Origin of the sequence: Aporhodopirellula aestuarii (assembly GCF_023701485.1) — a bacterium.
In the GTDB taxonomy this organism is placed as follows: Bacteria; Planctomycetota; Planctomycetia; order Pirellulales; family Pirellulaceae; genus Rhodopirellula; species Rhodopirellula aestuarii.
Genome location: NZ_JAMQBK010000012.1, coordinates 35,584 through 55,739, shown reverse-complemented (window position 1 = coordinate 55,739; position 20,156 = coordinate 35,584). Strand labels below are relative to the sequence as shown.

At 55.4% G+C, this 20,156-nt stretch carries 9 protein-coding genes; 5 read left to right on the top strand and 4 right to left on the bottom strand.

What is annotated here, in order from left to right:
* Nucleotides 1–366 precede the first annotated feature (366 nt).
* From NB063_RS03420 to NB063_RS03410, 3 genes are all read left to right on the top strand, one after another.
* Complete coding sequence (locus tag NB063_RS03420) at nt 367–585, top strand: MerR family transcriptional regulator (RefSeq protein WP_250927339.1); 219 nt, start codon at nt 367–369, stop codon at nt 583–585.
* Nucleotides 585–3,077, top strand: coding sequence for a PAS domain-containing hybrid sensor histidine kinase/response regulator (locus tag NB063_RS03415; RefSeq protein ID WP_250927338.1), 2,493 nt, complete (start codon nt 585–587; stop codon nt 3,075–3,077). The genes NB063_RS03420 and NB063_RS03415 overlap by 1 nt, the downstream gene beginning before the upstream one ends.
* Nucleotides 3,078–3,253: 176 nt before the next feature.
* Nucleotides 3,254–9,661 carry a PAS domain-containing protein gene (locus NB063_RS03410; RefSeq protein WP_250927337.1) on the top strand — a complete coding sequence of 2,136 codons (6,408 nt, stop codon included), beginning with the start codon at nt 3,254–3,256 and terminating at the stop codon, nt 9,659–9,661.
* 159 nt (nt 9,662–9,820) lie between these two features.
* Here the strand turns inward: NB063_RS03410 and NB063_RS03405 are convergent, their stop codons facing one another.
* Nucleotides 9,821–11,200, bottom strand: a complete 1,380-nt coding sequence (locus tag NB063_RS03405; RefSeq protein WP_250927336.1) for an NAD-dependent succinate-semialdehyde dehydrogenase — start codon at nt 11,198–11,200, stop codon at nt 9,821–9,823.
* A 423-nt stretch (nt 11,201–11,623) separates the two neighbouring features.
* Nucleotides 11,624–12,649 carry an NADP-dependent oxidoreductase gene (locus tag NB063_RS03400; protein WP_250927335.1) on the bottom strand — a complete coding sequence of 342 codons (1,026 nt, stop codon included), beginning with the start codon at nt 12,647–12,649 and terminating at the stop codon, nt 11,624–11,626.
* 1,011 nt (nt 12,650–13,660) lie between these two features.
* Here NB063_RS03400 and NB063_RS03395 point away from each other — a divergent pair.
* On the top strand, nt 13,661–14,074 hold the full coding sequence (locus NB063_RS03395; protein WP_250927334.1) for a response regulator: 414 nt from the start codon (nt 13,661–13,663) through the stop codon (nt 14,072–14,074).
* Nucleotides 14,075–14,406: 332 nt separating this feature from the next.
* On the opposite strand, the gene NB063_RS03390 is transcribed toward NB063_RS03395, so the two are convergent.
* Nucleotides 14,407–15,132: a hypothetical protein gene (locus NB063_RS03390; protein WP_250927333.1), complete on the bottom strand. Its 726-nt coding sequence runs from the start codon at nt 15,130–15,132 to the stop codon at nt 14,407–14,409.
* A 254-nt stretch (nt 15,133–15,386) separates the two neighbouring features.
* Nucleotides 15,387–16,859 (bottom strand): coiled-coil domain-containing protein, encoded by a 1,473-nt coding sequence (locus tag NB063_RS03385; protein WP_250927332.1) that lies wholly within the window; start codon nt 16,857–16,859, stop codon nt 15,387–15,389.
* Between the two features lie 449 nt (nt 16,860–17,308).
* Between NB063_RS03385 and NB063_RS03380 the strand changes: the two genes are divergently transcribed.
* Nucleotides 17,309–20,077, top strand: coding sequence for a TolC family protein (locus NB063_RS03380; RefSeq protein ID WP_407652533.1), 2,769 nt, complete (start codon nt 17,309–17,311; stop codon nt 20,075–20,077).
* Nucleotides 20,078–20,156: the final 79 nt, after the last annotated feature.

Below are 20,156 nucleotides of genomic sequence, written 5' to 3'. Positions count from 1 at the left end.
TGGAAACGTGCAAATTTCGCAGAGAACAGAATTGAGCGCCGGAGAAGCCAGAAGCGGGCAGCCCGTAGGTTCAGGATCGAAGGCACTAACAGAATCGGCCACTCCGCAAATGTGGAAACCTCCCAACTCCCAACTCCCACCTCCCAACTCACCGTCCAGTCCGGATCCCAGCCGCCCATCCTCCCACTCTCCGACGCTCGCGCAAGACCGCCGCGTCTCCATCAAAACATTGTCTCAAGACTGAAAAAGACGGGAATTTCGGCGATACCGAGCATGACACTGTGGCATCTTATTGACCCTGGCATGCCACGGCGTTCAATTGGATGTCGCTTGGAAGTTTGTAAGGTTTCCCTGAGAGAAAATGAGATGACGAACGTCAAAAAAGCCGCGTCTTTCGAGGGACTGGTTCGCGTCGGAATCGCCGCCGAATACCTCGGTGTCTCGAAGGAAACGCTCCGCAATTGGGACAAATCGGGTCGTTTGGTTCCGAAGCGAAATCCCATTACCGGCTATCGCTATTACGAACAACAGCAGCTCGAACGATTCCGCGCCGACGCGATCGCAGAGCGTGAGGTGCAAGCCTGATGCATGATTTCATCATTAAGTTTTTTGACACGTCGGACTTCCCTCCTCGCTGGTACTGCGGGAACTGGTCAGACTTCCTCGGTTGGCTCCACATCCTCTCGGACTTCGCGATCGGCGCCGCGTATTTCGGGATTCCGCTCTCGCTGATCTATTTCGCTCGCAAGCGAAAAGACATCATTCTGCCACGAATCATCTACCTGTTCGCCACCTTCATTGTCGCGTGCGGGTGCACGCACATGATCGATGCGGTGATCTTTTGGCATCCGATCTACCGCGTCGGTGGGCTCGCCAAATTTTTGACGGCGGCGGTATCGTGGGTGACCCTCGGCGTCATCATCAAGAACCTTCCTGCCGCTATGAACCTTCCCTCGTTGACAGCGACAATCGCGCGTTTGGAAACGGAAGTCGAGCAACGGATCACGACTGAGCGGCAATTGCTGGCGGCCAACGCGCGTCACAAGGCATTGATTGAGGGCACCAGAAGCATCGTTTGGACGGCAAATCCTGAGGGGCGATTCATTACTCCCCAAGCGTCGTGGGAACGCTACACCGGACAAACGTGGAATGAACTCAGAGACTTCGGTTGGGTCAACGTGATTCACGAAGAGGACCGCGACGAATTGCTTCGAAAGTGGAATCAAGCATCGACGACGTTGACCAAATATCAATCGACCGGACGGATTTGGAGTCACGTCGACAAAGCATTCCGGCAGTTCGTTGCCGAAGCGGTGCCGGTCTTCGACACCGATGGCAGTGTGCTCGAATGGGTTGGGACGATCAGTGACATCGAGGAGCAACACCAAGCCGAAGTCAATTTAGGAATTGCCCGCACCGAATTGGTCAAACAGAAACGCGAACTCGAACTGATCTACCAGTCCGCACCCGTCGGGATGTCGCTGATCGATCGTGAGTACCGATTTCTTCGCATCAACGACACCCTCGCGCGGATCAACGGGGTGCCACGGGAAGACCACATCGGTCGCCGCGCCGATGAATTCCTCAACGGTTTTCAAGACCAGATCAAACCGTACTACGATCAGGTATTCCGGACCGCCAAACCGGTGACAAACGTGGAGATCGTCGACGGCACGCCAAACAGTCCGAGTCAACGCACCTGGTTGGCGAGCTACTATCCGTTGGCCACCGAAGGAGACCAGGGCACCGCGGTCACCGCCGTGAGCGCGATCGTGCAAGACATCACCTCCCGCAAAGAACAGGAGACACGCCTGCGTGAATCGGAACAGTTGGCACTCGCGGCGAGTCAGTCCAAGAGCGAATTCCTCGCCAACATGAGTCATGAAATTCGCACCCCCATGGCGGCGATCCTTGGATACGCCGACGTGCTGTTGGGCCATTTGCAAGATCCTGACAACCGCAACTGCGTCTTGATCATGAAGCGCAACGGCGAACACCTGCTCGAACTGATCAACGACATCCTCGACCTGTCACGCATCGAAGCCGGCAAACTCGATGTGAACGTCGAATCCACGCCGCTACCTCAGCTCGTCGCTGACATTCAGTCCTTGATGGCGGTCCGGGCGGAGGAAAAGAAAGTCAAATTCGACGTTGTCTTCGAAGGCCTCGTCCCGGAAACGATTGAGACCGACCCGACACGTTTGCGTCAAGTGCTCATCAACCTGATCGGCAACGCGATCAAGTTCACCGATGAAGGCGAGGTTCGACTGAAAGTCAAATTCCTCGAAGGCGTCAAACCTCCAGTCATCGAGTTCGCTATCGAAGACACCGGCATCGGCATGACGCGCGAGCAGCAGGAACGGTTGTTTAAACCGTTTTCACAAGGCGACTCGTCTGTGACGCGTCAATACGGTGGCAGCGGTCTCGGCCTCGCGATCAGCCAACGTCTCGTGCAGATGATGGACGGCGAAATGGACCTTAAGAGCGAACCGGCGAAAGGGTCCACCTTCTTTGTGCGACTGCCGCTCGCCTCGTTCGACGATATCCAATTGGTCAAACCAAGCCTCGTGGTCCGACAAGGTGAGCCCGACGCACCTCCGATGACTACGCCGAAGTTATCGTGCCGCGTGTTGATCGTCGACGACCGCCGTGATGTTCGTCACATCAGCCAGCATTTCCTGGAAAAGGCGGGTGCTATCGTGGCGACCGCCGAAGACGGTCAACAGGGCATCGACGCGACTCTCGCCGCTCGCGAATCCGGGCAACCATTCGATCTGATCGTAATGGACATGCAAATGCCGAACGTCGACGGACTCGACGCGACGGCACAATTACGATCGGCGGGTATTCAATCGCCGATCATTGCCCTGACTGCGGACGCGATGAAAGGCGACCGCGATCGATGCCTTAATGGCGGTTGTGATGACTACCTTTCGAAACCGATCGACCACATGCAACTTGTCGGCATGGTCGCCAATTACACACAACAGATTCCTTTGGAAGATCTGATCGAACTTCGTAAGCAACGCATCCGAACACTGCGAGAGACAATCGAAGATGAAACGAGGGAGAGCTGAGTCCACGTGACCTGACACGACATGCCATTCACCGAATTCGACTCTGTCGTGTCTCAAACTCGCTGTTTCGGAAAGCCCCGATACAAATATGACAGCGTGAACACACTCACATCGATCCAGTAACGCCCCGATCGCAGCATCGTCACGCTGTTGGAAAAGTCCATCCGAAGTAGAACATGCCCCATTCTGCAACCTCGAAATCACAAACACTCTTCGTCGTCGCGGTAGGCGCATCCGCAGGTGGACTCGATTCTTTTCAGGATCTGCTCAGCGGACTTGGCGACGCTCCCGACATGGCAATCGTGTTTGTGCAACACCTCGATTCGAGCAGCCAGTCGTTGCTACCTGAATCGTTGAACCGATCGACTGACATGGAAGTGGTTGAAGTCAACGGTCGCCGCAAGCTCAAGCCCGCAACCGTCTATGTTTGCCCACCCCAAGCACTATTGGCACTCAAGAACGGATTTGTCAGCGTCACGCAACAAGATGAGGCACAACGCAATCGCACTCCGATCGATCATTTCTTCCACTCGGTCGCCGAGGATCAAGACGAATACGGCATCGGAGTCATCCTCTCAGGATCCGGAAGCGACGGAACGCTCGGTCTGAAGTCAATCAGCGACCACGGCGGAATCACCTTTGCCCAAGATCCCGCATCCGCCCGGTTCGATTCGATGCCGCGAAGCGCCGCCACCACGGGCGTTGCCGATCACGTGTTGCCACCACGTGAGATCGCGGTGGAATTGCAGAACTACGTGCAACACCTGCGGTCGATCGAAGCTCTGCAAACCGATAAACAACGGCGTGGCGAAATCAAAGAAGCCATTCCCGCCATCGCCGAACGACTCTCCCAAGTCACACAACACAATTTCCAACACTACAAGCCCAATTCTCTCATCCGCCGCATTCAACGTCGGATGCAGGTCCTCAAAGTTCCGAACGTTGACGACTACGTGGCACTTCTTCAGCGACAGGAAGACGAAGTCCGTCAGCTGTTTCGTGAACTTTTGATCGGTGTGACCGCGTTCTTTCGCGATGAATCGGCGTTCGACTCATTGCGAGAACTCGTGCTACCCAAATTGTTCGAAAATCGCTCGTCGGAGGACTGCGTTCGAATTTGGGTCGCCGGATGTGCAACCGGCCAAGAAGCATACTCGCTGGCAATCCTCTGCCACGAAGTGATGGCGGAGTTGGAGTCAACGTGTCAGTTACAAATCTTTGCGACCGACATCGACGAGCATGCCTTACAAATCGCCCGCGCGGGTACCTACCCGATCGGTATCGAAGAACAGGTCAGCCGCGAGCGGCTCAAACGTTTCTTCACCAACCGCGGCAAGCATTATCAGATCAAAAAAATGGTTCGCGAATCGGTTCTCTTTTCAGTGCACAACCTGATCAGCGATCCGCCGTTCTCCAGACTGGACCTGATTTCATGCCGCAACCTGATGATCTACCTCGGGGCTCACCTTCAGAACAAACTGATTCCACTCTTCCACTACGCACTGCGCCCTGCGGGATATCTTTTCCTCGGTCCCAGCGAAAAGATCCTTTCTCACGGTGACCTGTTCCGCTCCCTCGATGTTCGACATCGCATTTCTCAACGCAAAGGTACCGCGATCGCGTCTCGCGGCTCGAATCAACACCGAATCCCGCGTCACTCCACCAGCAAAGACAACGCACAAGATGTTTCCCACGATCGCGATACCGATCTTACCGAAATCCGACAACGCATCACACTCGATGAATTCGCTCCCAAGAGTGTCGTGATTAACGAGTCAGGCCAGATTCTCAATGCGTCGGCGAACATGGAACGTTACCTGACTGTCAGCGGCGGCGACTATCAAAACAACATCGTCAAAATGACCGCTCGAGGATTGAGGATCGGACTGCGGGCGGCTATCGCAGAAGCCAAAAGGACTCGACGTCGTGTCGAACACGAAAACATGTCGATCCGGGTCGGAGAATTGACCCAGCGGGTAATGATCACCGTTCAACCAATGCCGCGACTCGGCGAAGACGAAGCTCTGTACCTGGTTGTCTTTCAAGATGTTGGAAACCCCTTCCAACGGGAAAACTCCGCGGAATCGACTGACGCGAACCAGGCAACACACGACCAAGAATCGCTCGTCACGCAACTCGAGTGGGAACTCGAAACGACGCGAGAAGACCTCGACAAGACGCTGCAAGATATCGAAGCGGCCAACGAAGAGCTGAAATCTTCCAATCAAGAATTGCTCTCGATCAACGAGGAACTGCAATCGGCCAACGAAGAACTCGAAACCTCCAAAGAGGAAATCCGAGCGAGCAGCGACGCGATTGCTCGCGCCCACGACGACCTTGAGAACCTGCTGCGGAGCACGCAAATTGCGACTGTCTTTCTCGACGATGAGTTGAGAATCCGCAATTTCACACCGGCTATCGCAGACCTATACGACCTCATTGCGACGGACATCGGTCGGCCTCTCGAGATGTTCGTCCCGAACGCCGCTAACATGCCGCCGCTACCGGATCCGTCACAGATTCGCAAAGGCGAAGCGACCGAAGACACCGTCGACGCTCATTCAGGCAGGTCTTATATCCGACGCGTGCTGCCGTATCGATCGCACACCGGGTCCGAAGAAGGTGTTGTGGTCACCTTCACCGACGTCACCCAACTTCGCGAAAGCAAAGAACTCTTCCAACTCCTCGTCGACGCGTCGTCACAAATCGTGTGGGTCACCGACGCCGAAGGCAAGGTCACCGAAGACTCACCATCTTGGCGAGCCTTTACAGGCCAATCGATTGACGAGTGGCTGGGTGAAGGTTGGCTCAACGCCATCCATGAAGACGACCGCGAACGGACGATCCAGACTTGGTTATCAACCGTAAAACAGCAAACCCCCTTTTCGTGTGAATACCGAATTTGGCACCAAAACAGCGATGCTTATCGTTGGGCTCACTCGCGTGCATTGCCGCAAAGAGACGCAAACGGATCCGTCAAACGCTGGGTCGGCATGTGTACCGACATCACGGAACGCAAACGTCATGAATTGGATCTCTCCACTCGTGAATCCCATCTGCGACGAGTCATCAACCACCAACTCGGCCTGGTGGGCCTGATCGACCGCAGCGGTCTTCTCGTCGAAATCGACGACCGATCTCTCGAGATTGCTAACACCTCGCGTGAACAGGTCGTTGGCAAACACTTCGCAAAAACACCTTGGTGGACCTATTCTTCGGAAGTCGAACGGACAATCCGTGACGCCATGGATCGTGCCTTTGCCGGCGAAACGGTTCGATTCGACGTGTCCCTCTTTGCTGAAGATGACGACGGCGTTTACATCGATTTCATGATCGCTCCCGTATTTGACGACAACGGAGAAGTCGAATATCTGATTCCCTCCGGTGTCGATATCGGAGCCCGCCATGCCGCCGAAAGACAACTTGCGTTGGCAAAAGCGAGGCTTGAGCTCTCGATGACGTTCAGCAAGGTGGCGCCGTGGAGTTGGAACATGCACACCAACGAGGTGATTGTCGAAGAGGGGCTTAAAAATCTGCTTGGATTCGGTAGTGACGAAGCGGCCGACCTCGAATCGATCATGAACCGTATCGATGAGTCACATCGCGACCGCGTTGCCAAAGCCATAGAAGATGCGATCGCCAACAAAGGTATTTTTGACGAAGAGTACATCATCAACTTGCCCAACGGCGAACGTCGTTGGTTGCACGGACGCGGCCAAACCGCACTCAGCAGGACTGGGGATGTCGAAGATTTTTTCGGTGTGGTTTCCGATATCACCGATCGCAAACAGATCCAATTGGAATTGGCGGATCGCGAAGCACAACTCCGACGAGTGATTGACAACACCGTCGGATTCATCGGCGTGCTCTCGCCGGACGGAACCCTGCTCGAAGCCAACGCCCCCGCGTTGCGTTCAGCCAGTCTCGAACGCGAAGAACTGATCGGACAAAAGTTCTGGGATACGTACTGGTGGAATTTTGATCCGGCCCTCCAGTCCGAACTGAAACACCTGATCGAACGCGCCGCGGGCGGTGAATCGATTCGCTGCGACATGAGATACCGCGTCTCCGGCGACCAACGACGAGTACTCGACTTCATGCTCAATCCCGTCATCGACGAAAGTGGAAACGTCACCCACCTGATTCCCTCTGCCGTTGACATCCTTGATCGCAAAGAAGCCGAAGCCGCGGTAGTGGAATCACAGCGGAAACTACAACTCGGAATTGACGTGGCTGCGTTGGGACTCGCCGAAGTCGATTACGCGACCAAACGAGTCGAACTTTCTCGCGAAGCCGCCCGTCTCTACGGGTTTGGAGACGAACCGCTCACCGTAACTCGTGATGAACTTCATGCCCGGTTCCATCCCGAAGACCGGGAAAAGGTCGTTTCATCGATCCAACAGAACCTCGACTCGATCAACGATGGAGAAATCTCCGATCGCCATCGGATCGTATTGCCCAACGGCGACATTCGCTGGCTCGACATCCGCAAGCGAGTCTTCTTTGATTACTCCGTGTCACCTCCCGTTCCCGTCCGAGGAACCTTGGTCGCTCGGGACGTCACGCAAGAAGTGCAGTTCCAAACCGAACTTGATGAAAGCCGCCAACGATTATCGCTGGCGATGGAAGCCGCCCAGATGGGTGCATTCGAATGGCAACCCGATACAGACGTCGCACACTGGGATGATCAATGGTGCGAGGTCATCGGCATCGACAAGAACGCACCACGGACAGGCAAGACGCTCTTTGACCTGATCCACCCGGACGACCTCCACGTATTCAAAGCCGCGAGGCCGAAAGACGCGACCGAAAACACCGACTACAAAGTCGAATTTCGCATCATTCGTCCTGATGGTGAACTGCGGTGGCTCGCCGCATGTGGAACTCTGTTCCCGGGCCGCGACGGACAACCAACGCGGCTGGTCGGGGTGAACTGGGACATCACCGACCAAAAACTCACCGCTGAAAGACTGAGGCAGGGCGAAGAACGTCTGCGTCTGGCGTTGAAGTCAGGCAACATGGCTGCATGGGAGTGGTCACCCACCGGCAGCATTTGGACCGAAGAAGTTTACGAGATGCTCGGCCTTCCGAGTGATCAGCCGGCATCGTCTGAACTCTTCTTCCAGAACGTGCATCCCGAAGATGTCGAAGAACTGAAACTCGTGTGGCAAAAAGCGACGCTCGGCGAAGCAGTCTACGAACACGAATTCCGAATCATACGCCCTGACGGAGAGATTCGTTGGATGGTCGGTGTCGGCGAAGTCGTCAGGAACAAACAAGGCGAAGTCGTCAGTTTGTATGGGCTCAACTGGGATTCCACCGATGAGCATCTAACCGCCGAGCGTTTGCGTGAAAGCGAACGGGCCGCTGTCGCCGCCAATCAATCCAAGAGTGCCTTCGTCGCAAACATGTCGCATGAGATCCGCACGCCGATGACCGCCATCCTCGGATACGCCGATTTGATCAGCGACATGATCGATGACCCCGAAGCGATCCGGCATCTCCAAACGATCCGCCGAAACGGCGACTACCTACTCGACATCATCAACGACATCCTTGACCTGTCAAAAATCGAAGCCGGCAAATTGGACGTCGAATGTGAACGCTTCCAACCGGCGAGACTTATCGAAGACGTTCGCAGCGTGATGGCGGTTCGAGCGAATGAAGGAGGGCTCGCTCTCGAAGTCGAGTATGAAGGCAAATTGCCCAAACTGATCGAATCTGATGCGAAACGGCTTAAGCAGATTCTCATCAACTTAGTCGGCAACGCGATCAAGTTCACCCGCAAAGGTCACGTCAAAATTCGCGTGCGGTACGAAACCGCTGTACCGAAGCAATCCGTCTCGGAATGTTCTTCACCCGACGGATCGCCGACAACGAATCACGGCTACATGCATTTCGATATCGCGGATACCGGCATCGGAATGAGTCAGGAACAACAGGACCGACTCTTCAAACCGTTCTCGCAGGGAGACTCAACGGTCAGCCGACAATTTGGCGGCACCGGTTTGGGCCTCGCGATCAGCAAGCGTTTGGCAGAGATGCTCGGAGGCGAGATTTCGCTCGTCAGTACGGAAGGAGTCGGCAGCACATTCACGCTGACCGTCGATGCCGGAGATCAAGACGACATCGAACTGATCAACTACTCCTCGACATCAACCCTTGATGCCAAACATCCAAGTGCCTCGGCCTCGGTGGTACTTCGGTGCCACGTTCTCATCGTCGATGATCGCCGCGACATTCGCTTCTTGAGCAAACGGCTGCTTAATAAGGCGGGTGCGACGGTTGACGAATGCGAAGACGGACAGGTCGCCGTCGACCACATGAAAGCGCACCTCGGCAAAGAAACCTGTCCCGATCTAATCCTGCTCGACATGCAGATGCCCAATCTCGATGGCTATCAAACCGCAAAGATCTTGCGGATGCTCGGCTACAAAGGTCCCATCATCGCACTGACCGCGGACGCGATGCAGGGCGACATGAACGAGTGCCTTGAAGCAGGATGCAATGATTACCTGTCCAAACCCATCGACAGCGGACGCCTTATCCAGATGGTCGCGGACATGACGTTCCGCGACTGTTGAGCGAGACACCAAGAAGCGAGTCCCTTATCAGCATTGGAAATTGGGGGTGAGACCGGACGGCTCGCGCCGTTCCGCTACGCTTTTTAGCGGTACGGCGCCAACTCAATGCCCTCCGGTTCGAGCAACCCAAGATTCCAGCTTAGATTACCCGACGGAAATCTACTCTGATTCTGCCGGGCCCAGATGAATCAGTTTTTTGTTGACGAACTCGAGAATCCCAAGATGGGACAGTTCTCGACCGTATCCCGAATTCTTGATCCCTCCGAACGGCAACTCGGCTTGCGAGTTCGTCGGCTGGTTCAAGAAGACCATGCCGGTCTCAATCTGCTCAGCCACCCGGCGCCCGCGTTCCTTGTCACGTGTGTAAACACTTCCACCGAGTCCATAGGACGACTGGTTGGCAAGCTCGACCGCGGCCTGCTCGTCTTTCACCACATAAACCGTCGCTACCGGCCCGAACAACTCTTGATCGAAAGTTGGCATGTCTGGCGTCACATCGGTCAAGATGGTCGGATTGAAATACGCTCCGTCACGATCCGGTCGATCGCCACCGAGCAACACGGTTGCGCCCGCATCAATCGACGCTTGAACCTGTTCCTGCAACTTGACTGCTGCGTCCTCGGTCGACAGCGGCGATAGGGTCGTCGATTCATCCATCGGATCGCCCATCTCGAGCGCAGACATCGCCTCTTTGAACCGTTCCAAAAACTCATCTGCGACCGCCTCAACGACGATGAACCGTTTTGCCGCAACACACGACTGGCCGGCATTCACCATTCGCCCTTGCACCGCCAGTTCGACGGTCCGTTCCATATCGGCGTCTTCCAGAACGATGAACGGGTCGTTCCCGCCAAGCTCCAAGACCGACCGTTTCAAGTTCTTCCCCGCCAACGCCGCTACGGCAGCCCCGGCTCGTTCGCTACCGGTCAACGACACTCCTTGCACGCGAGAATCGGATACGATGACCTCGACAAATTCCGACGGGATAAACAAGTTCGTGTAGACACCATCAGGCAGCCCCACATCGGAAAACAATTCCGCGATCGCCTCAGCACACCGCGGTACGTTGCTGGCATGCTTCACCATGACCGTGTTCCCCGCCATGATGTTCGGTGCCGCAAAGCGGGTCACTTGGTAAAAAGGGAAATTCCATGGCATGACTCCCATCAGAACGCCGAGAGGTTCGAAATGAATCCGCGCGTCGGCATCAACATTCTCCATCGGCTGGTCAGCCAGAAACCGCTCCGCATTGGTCGCGTAGAACTCAGCGATTTCGGCACAGAACTCGATTTCCTCCACGCTCTCGGAAATCCGTTTGCCCATGTCGAGCGTAATCATGCGGGCAAATTCGTCGGTCCGCTCTCGCAACTGTTCCGCATACGCGGACACCACCTTGCGTCGTTCCTCAAAGGACGTGCGTTTCCACTCGCGATAGGCGTTGTCGGCTTTTTCAATCGCCGCGATTGTTTCGTCTTTGGTCAGCGGCGTGTATGTTTCGATTGTTTCGTTGGTTGCAGGGTTGACGCTCATGATCGTCATTGCATCTCTCCGTTGTGAGTGTAGATTGCCGCGTCGTCGGAACACCAAATTCTGACATCCGCGATTTGTTCACTTAGGAACGCAGCGATTCACGTACCGAACTAAGATCTGAGAACGTCCTGTTCCCAATCAAACTCCGCCCAAGAAGAATATGAGCAGAGCACACGTCGATGAATTTCATGCCGTCTCTACAAATGCGGAAGGACGTCGATTGTTTTAGTGCTCTTTCTAGCGGAACGGAGTAAGCCGTCCGGTCCCGCGTTACCGAACGGCTTGCGCCGTTCCGCTACATCTGAAGTTCCGCAGTGATTCACTCGACGTCCCAAGGCATGAAATTCGAAAGCGATGGAAGCAACTCCATCGCCATGACTATTCGTTCGCCGAAAACATTGGCGAGTTCCGCCGCCGCAACAAGAAGAAACGTTAGCTGATCCGCACCAGCGATTTGCCTAGATTCTCGCCCTCAAAAAGTCCAATGAATGCGTTCGGGGCGTTCTCCAAACCGTCCGTGATGGTTTCTTCCCAGACAACACGTTCGCTACGAATCAGCGTCGAGACGTCACGCATGAATTCTTGATAATCTTCCATGTGATCGCGAACGATGAATCCCTGCATGCGGATTCGCTTCCCGATCACCTGAAACAGATTGCGAGGAGCCGCAGGTGGTTTGGTCGCGTTGTAAGTGGAAATCATTCCACACGCGGCGATCCGCCCAAAGTCATTCATGTGCTGCAGTGCGGCTTCGAGATGCTCACCACCCACATTGTCGAAATAGACGTCGATTCCATCGGGGGCCAACTTACCGAGTTCCTCGGTGAGATTGTCCGTCGCTTTGTAGTTCATCACCTGTTCAATTCCGGCACGATCTCGCAGCCAATCAATCTTGGATTGTTTCCCCGCACTACCGATCACGTTGCAGCCATTCGCCTTTGCGATCTGAGCGACCATCGAACCGACTGCTCCCGAGGCGGCCGACACAAATACCGTTTCACCCGATTGAATGTTCGCAATTCGTTTGAGGCCGACCCACGCAGTCATGCCGGTCATTCCCAACGCACCAAGGTACGCTTGAGCGGGCGCCAACTCGGGATCAATTTTTTGAACACCCTGGCCGGTCGACTTCCAGTATTCTCGCCAACCTTGATTGCCGAGCACGAGGTCCCCCTCCGCAAACCGGTCGTTTTTCGACTCGACAATCACGCCGATGCAACCGCCCTCCAAAGCCTTTCCGATCTGAAACGGCGGCACATAACTGTCCACTTCCTTCATCCGGCCTCGCATGTACGGATCGACCGACATCCATTGATTTCGAACGAGAAATTCACCGTCTTCGATCGGCGCGAGAGCCACCGTATTAAGTTTAAAATTGCTTAATGTCGGCATCCCATCGGGACGTGACGCGAGTTCGATCCGTTTGTTATCCACGGCTCGCGCGGTATTGGTTGCCATCATCTTTTCCGGTGTAAGTGGGGAATATGTCAAATATCTTGAAATGAAAACTTTCGAGATTAAAACCGCCGGCGTCTGAATCACAAGTCAACGCCAGCACACATTGAAGGGAGGTCGAGTGTTTAAGAGCTATTTTTAGCGGAAGGGAGCAAGCCGTCTGGTCCCGCGTTACCGGGCGGTTTGCGTCATTCCTCTACAATTGAATTTCCGCAGTATTTAATTCGACGTCCAATCAATGCGATACGTCTGTCGAGAATCATTGTAGAAACGCGTCAAATGTCATGAAACAAACGAGCGTCGTACTAGCCGGCATGCATTATCGCGTTAGTTAGAACACTTGGGACGTTGATTGTTTTAGTTTTTTTTTAGCGGAACGGCGCAAGCCGTCCGGTCCCGAGTCACCGGACGGCTCGCGCCGTTCCGCTACATTTGAAATCCCGCAGTAATTAAATCAATGTCCCTCGTGGTAGGAAACACACCGCAGTCAGGATGCGGCAACATCGGCAAACAGGTGGCAAGTCACGCTTCACTGTGCGACTCAGCAAAAGTACGAGAGTGCATTCGACCACCTGTATGAGAGTAAGCCCCGGTTGTGGAATTAAAATGACATTCTGGATTGCAGCAAAACAACTCTCCGGTGCATCCTCCAGGCACTTTCTTTTATTCAGCTATCTCGAATACATCGGCATTTCGATCCATCAATCATGCATTGCAACGGATCATCGCCCACAAACCGGACCAAACCAAACTGGCTAACAGCTAGCTTTTCCCGAGTGGTGATCAAACGCTACTCACGCAGCATTTTTAAAGGCCGATGCCGATAAGATGACCAACGCGATTCCCGTGCCAAACAGTTCCCGTTGGAACATCGTTTGCGTCTCTGGGAACCGTCGAAATCATTCGATTGATTGATCCTATTCATCCAGTGCTCCCATCTACCCTCTCGAGACCAACTGATTCGTAAGGTGATACGGTGACATGTAATTTAGATTGATTCATCCGAGGCGAAGCATGCTCAAAATTCCTGATCCGAACGCAACCCTGCCAACTGCAGCCACCGTGTTGGTCGTTGATGATGCAGCCTCCTCTCGCCACCTCGTCGCCGCAACACTCGAACGACTCGGTTTTAACACGTTAAAAGCGGATGACGGACGGTCCGCGCTCTCAGTCATTCGTGACTTCCACCCCGATGCGATCGTCACGGATCTCGAAATGCCGGGAATGGATGGAGAGACCATGATTGAAGATCTCCGCAACAGCGAGATCGAATATTGCCGCGAGATCCCGATCATCGTGTGTAGTTCCAAACTCGATGTCGAAACGTTGGTGGAACTAAACCAACTCCATGTCCACGCCGTCGTTCCCAAACCGGTCGATGTGCGTGCGTTATCGTTCGCGGCGCTGCGTTATTTTAGTCCAGTCTGACGCAAAACTCGCCACCAAGATCCCCCATGCGATTGCGTCCTAAAAAGAAAAATCACAGCATCCGATCTCCGCTTGTACAGCAATCGCATTCGCTGCCTTCCTGATCTAGCGAGCACGCGCAATGAGCCATGACTGCGTTTGCTAAGCCGGGATCTTGGGTTGTTCGAACCGAAGGCTTGCGTCCTACACGATCTACTTTTGTACTTACCGAGCGGCATGCGCCGCACCGCTACCAAAGTGAATGGCATTGGGCTCGCGTCCTACCGCTAAAAGGCTTAGCGGAGCGGCGTGAACCGCCCGGTCTCACCCCCATTTTCAATGCTGATGAAGCACTACTCGCGTTCGTCTCGACCGAGAACCAATTCGCTCGAATAGGCCAACACGTCGACGGCGATATCGGCGATGATTGTGCGTCCCTTTGCCAACCACGCCGATGCAAATGACCACACCGCGATCCACTCCATCCAAAACAAGAAGTTGTAATCGTTAAAGGTTTGCTTCCAGTCATTGGGCAACAAGAACAGGTATCCGCCCATCGCCATCATCGCCAGCAAAATGACGACTCCGCTCATGCGGTAAACGAAGTCACGTTCTCGCAAATGGGGCTCTTGCTCACGACGTGAATCACGTGGGAAGTGGTAGAGCGAGTAGAACGCGAGCGTTGAAAAGAACACGCCGCCGCTGAACGTGTGGAGGTAACCGGTAATCGACTTCTGCACCAACGGGTCACTGTTGAAGTCCAGCGGGAACAAAGCCACGCCGAGCGCGGAGGCACACCCCAGGTTCGCGGTCCAATTTTCGACCTTGTCGTATCCTCGATAGCAAAACAGAAAAATGCCGATCGCGCATAACGTGCCCACGAACACATCTCGAAGTGGCGTGTGATAGTAGCTGCTGAGGTTATCTTGAATTTCGATCCCGAACAGCAACCCGCCCGGTCCCAAGACAACCGGCAACAACAACCCGCTCAATCCGATCGCCCGCCGAATGCCCAGGTAAGACAGCACCAACGTGTTGGGCCGCATCGGCAATTCGCGAAGGTCGTTGGGTGGTTCCATCACGGCTGCACACGACCCGGCGACAGGTTTGCGGCTCGCACGATAGCCAGGTAACCCGATCGACTCATCCCGATCGGCAATCCGGGACCACCAACGTTACCCAGGAGAATGCGGCCATAGAAAAGCAAATGTCACCTCCGATTCGACAATGCAAACGTCTACGTTCGTCAGGAAGGCAAAAGCTGGGCCGATTCAAGATGCGTGGGCAAAGAGACCCGCGATCGCAAACCGACACGCGATCTTCTTACGCAGCGTTATCGAACTTCCGAGGTCAACGAATTGACGCTTTCCTGGATTGATCGATGAATCTGCTCAAGCTCAATCTCGAGTGCCTGATTGCTGCGATACAGACGGATCAACTTCTCGCGAGTCGCTTTTGAACCGGCACGCAGATCTTGGTTATACGCTTCGAGGGCTTTGCGTTCCTTTTCAAACTGTTCGAAATCTTGTTCGAGCAACAGTTTGTCGGTTTGGTAAGACGCGAGCATTTTGACGGTCGCGTCGATCGCTCGCTGCAAAACGTCTTTTTCAAAGTTCAACTGAACGGTGCGGTTTTGGAGTTCAGCGATCCGCAACCGGATCCGACGCAAAACGAAACGGTAATCGTTGAGAGGGCGAAGGTAGTACTCATCGACTAACCGGGCCACACCTTCGGCCTGAAGTGCGTCGGCGGCTTCTTCCTTGACCACCAATAGATCGCCTTTGGCGAATTTCACTTGCCCGGTGTCACCGACCTGCAAACGGCTATCGACGGCACGTCCGCTACCGTCAAAAAAGCCGCCTTCGAGCGCACTGTATTTGTCGGGACTATCGACGATGATCGTGTGGTTCTTGGTAAATTCGATTTTGACCCATCGCGACAACGGTTCATCATCGGGCTGCGACCGAGACCCATCGCGGAGATAATTCCTGCGAGTTTCGTCAGACGCCCCCTGTAGGATCGCATTGATCAACTGATCATCGACGCGGCCAAAAATGTTGTCATCATCCGCAACGCTGCCTTCGGCGATAAACGGCTCATGGCCATCGAGCGGTAACAATTCGTAGATCGACCAACTTCTCGCGTTGCCCTGTTCGATCAATCTTTGCTGCTCGGGCAATAGTGGCCCCGTCGGTGTCAACGTGACTTGGTTCGGTGTACTGGCGGTGACGCGGTACTCGCCAAGAAACTTGATCGGTAACGGCACTTCGATGTTCGGCCCGCGTCCTTCACCGAATCCGTACACGACCATCGATTCGGGAATCAGCGGCAAGGGATCTTGGTCGGCCGCGTCGTCGCCGGCGTCCCCTGCTGCATCGATCGGGTCGTTCGGATCAGGTTCCTCCGCCGGCCGGGACAAAACGATGCTCGGCTGGCCATTGAAATTTGCGTTGGTGAACCGCAGCCCCCGCCATCGGCGTCCGGCCTCGATCCCGATGACAGCCAGTTTTTGCGCCAGCGGAAGGGCCCCTTGATCGGACAACGGATTGTTTCGGTCGCCGTCTCGCAGATCTTTCTGTTCCGCCTTCGCTTTCGCTAGTCGGGCGTCCAGGTCCTCTTTGACCTTGTGCCACGCCGAACGGCTCTTCAGCGCACCGGCGACCGGAAAGACGAAAACGACCGCGAGAATCGTCGTCATGATGATCGCGGTGATCTCATACCAACGCCAATCTGTGCGTGCTTTCCACAGCAAAAACGCCTGGACGAGCACCAAGATGACCAAAAATCCGAGGAGGGCGTACTGCATCGAATAGGAGAAAAGTGGAGTAATTGCGAATTCAAACGCAGGCGTTCAGGTTGCCCGAAACAGAAGTTTAATCGACGAGTCGGCCTAACCGCTAGTTTTTCACCAAGTTTTCTGACGCCAACCCTCGGAATGGACATTCAAAGCACCTCAATCGTCACATTCCGGACATCAGTCACCGGTCACACACCAATGGTGGGGATGTAGCGGCTTTTCACTGCGAACCGGTCAAGCCGGTTGCTCGGATCGTCCGAATCCTAATCGGCAGGCTGTTCTGTATGACCCGTACATACCCCCCACGGATGATAAACGTGCTCGATCGCTCGTTAGTGAACATCTCAACCGCGGAAACACCGGTTTCGTCTGGCTACGGTCGTTCCTATCGGCCGGCCCCGACACGTGATGCCCATGCGACTTCGCCGGTACGGAGCACGCGTTTTGGCCTCGTTGCGATGGTTCTTCTGGTCGCCGCAGCCGGTTGCTCTCGCACCCACTACCGCGTCCAAGCCGACGGGGAAGCCAACGCGTTGATCGCCGAAAAAGCCACCCACGTCGCCCGCCCGGTCAACACGTCCCTCACAATCGACGTTGACCCGCGTAGCCGGATGTACAACCCGTTCGATCCCGATTTCCAGCCGATGCCGTTGGACGACCCGGCGTCGAATCGATACATGCAGTGCGTCGACGGACGGCGGGGATACCCCATGTGGGAAGCCGCGGGTTTGACCAACACCGCCGAAAATCCGCTCTGGTGGCAGTATCTGCCGCTCAATGAAAACGGCATTTTGGAACTCAACGCCGACAACGCCGTTCGGATCGCACTTTTGCATTCGCCCGAATACCAGGAACAACTCGAAACGTTGTTCCTCTCGGCCCTCGACGTCAGCAGCGAGCGATTTCAGTTCGACACCCAGTTCTATGGCGGCTTTGACACCTCGTACACCGCGGTGGGTCGCCGCCGAACCGGCGAGAGCCAAAGTCAAATTGCCTTCGGCGCCGACAGCAATGGTCCCCGCGACCTCGCGTTGCAGCGGGCCTTCGCCACCGGCGGAAACCTGATCGTCGGCGTGGCCAACAATATTGTTTGGGAACTCAGCGGCCCGAATTCGCAATCCGCTTTCACCGTTCTCGACTTCACGCTGCTCCAACCACTGCTCCGCGGTGCCGGCCGCGATCGGGTCTTGGAACGGTTGACGCTGGCTGAACGCCGATTGCTCGCCAACGTCCGTGCCTTCGAACGGTTTCGGCGCGAATTTTACCTGAACATCACCACCGGCCGCAGCATCAGCACCCGCGTGCAACGCAGTGGCGGCGTGTTCGGCGTCGGACTCGGCGGCTTCACCGGACTCGGGGGCGGCTTCGGCGGCCTTGGCGGTGGCGGCGGATTCGGGCTGACCGGGGGCGGCGGCGTTCCCGATGCCGGCGGCTTCATCGGACTGCTCCAAGACCAGCTGCAAATCCGCAACCTCGAAGAGAACATCGCGCGACTCGGCGAGAACCTCGTGATCCTCGAAAACACACTCGTCGAACTCCTGACCACGATCCCAGACGATCCCGAAGCGATCATTCGCCAACGGTTGCAGATCGCTCAGTCACGTTCGTCGCTGCTCGGTGCCCAAAGCGCATTGGTCACCCGCCGCGTTGCTTTCCAAAACTCCATCGATAGTTTCCTTAGCGATCTCGGCTTGCCACCGTATCTCTGTGTCGAGATCAACGATCCCGCACTCAACCGATTCGAGTTGATCGACCGCGACCTGCGATCACGCCGCGAACAATTGATCGCCGCACGCGCCGAAGTCGGCGAACTGAACGTCAGGTTGCTCGATCTCGCCAACATGGAAATCGATCCCGACACGGGCCTGCCCCGCGCCGAACTGGCTTGGGACAACGACACGATCACCGTGATCGAAAAACTGCGACTGGCGATCAAACCGCTCTCGCGTTTCTCGCGCAGTCTGATCACCGAAGATCTCCCGCGGGTTCAAAAGGACCTCGAGATTCTGCGTGCCCAAATTCCCGAACGACGTCAACAAACCCAATCGCTGCTCGCGCTCTACCGCGAAGAACAAGACACGATCTGTTCCTTGCTCGGCATCGAAACGCTCGACGAATCGATCTTCGACATCCAACCGATCTTGGAACTCGGCGAAGAACTCGAACAGCAATTCGAAGAACTCTCGCAACGTTTAGCGGGCTACCAAAGCGAAATCGATCGACTGACCGACAGCATCGAGAAATTTGTCACCGCCGGCCCGGGAACCACCGTCCCCAGCGAGATCGCTGACAAAATCCGCCAAGACGTGATCTTGTCCAGCCAAAAACTGCTGTCGGAACTCGGCGACGATGTCCTGGCCCTGCAGCTCGTCCAAGCCCGTGCTCGTGTCGAAAGTCTTGTGTTGCCTGAGGTGGAGATCGACCCGGCACAAGCACTGCAAATCGCACGCGTCAACCGTCGCGACTGGGCCAACGCCCGGGCCAGTTTGGTGGACCGCTATCGTTCGATCGAATTCATCGCCGACAACCTCGAAAGCTCGCTCGACTTGACGTTCTCCGGCGACATTCAGAACAACGGCAACAACCCGTTCGCACTCCGGCAAAGCAACAGTTCCCTGCGAGTCGGGTTGCAATGGGACGCGCCGATCACCCGTCTGCAAGAACGCAACACGTATCGCCAAGCGTTGATCGAATACGAACAAGCCAAGCGGTCGTACTACGGATACGAAGACGGCATCTGGCAACTCTTGCGAGCCACGATCAGACAGCTTCAAGCCAACCGCATCAACTTCGAACTCGGACGTCAATCCGTTCGCATCGCCGCGACTCAGTTGGAACTCAACGAAGACATCCGGTCCTTCCGTGATGCCCGCGGACTCAACAGCGGACCGACTGCGGCACGCGATACGATCTCGGCGTTGAGCGATTTGTTGAACTCGCAAAACGGTCTGCTCAATCTCTATGTCAACTTCGAAGTCGTCCGCCGCGGCCTCGACCTTGACTTGGGAACGATGGAACTGACGCCTGACGGCATGTGGATCGATCCCGGTCCGCTGGACCCTGATAACTTGCTCGGCCTCGTTGGAACGAGCGAAGGGGGACTGATCGATTGCGGTCATTTCATCGACGGCGAAAATCCCTGCACGCCCGCCAAATGTGGTTTGCAACTCAAAACTCAACCCACCGAGGCGATCTACAACAGCGCCATGTACAGCGACGGGCTCTAACCGCGAGCCTCAGTTGACGCAGTGACAGTCTCCTCTGATAAGGGATTGTGATTCCGGGGCACCGCGACGATGATGAGGT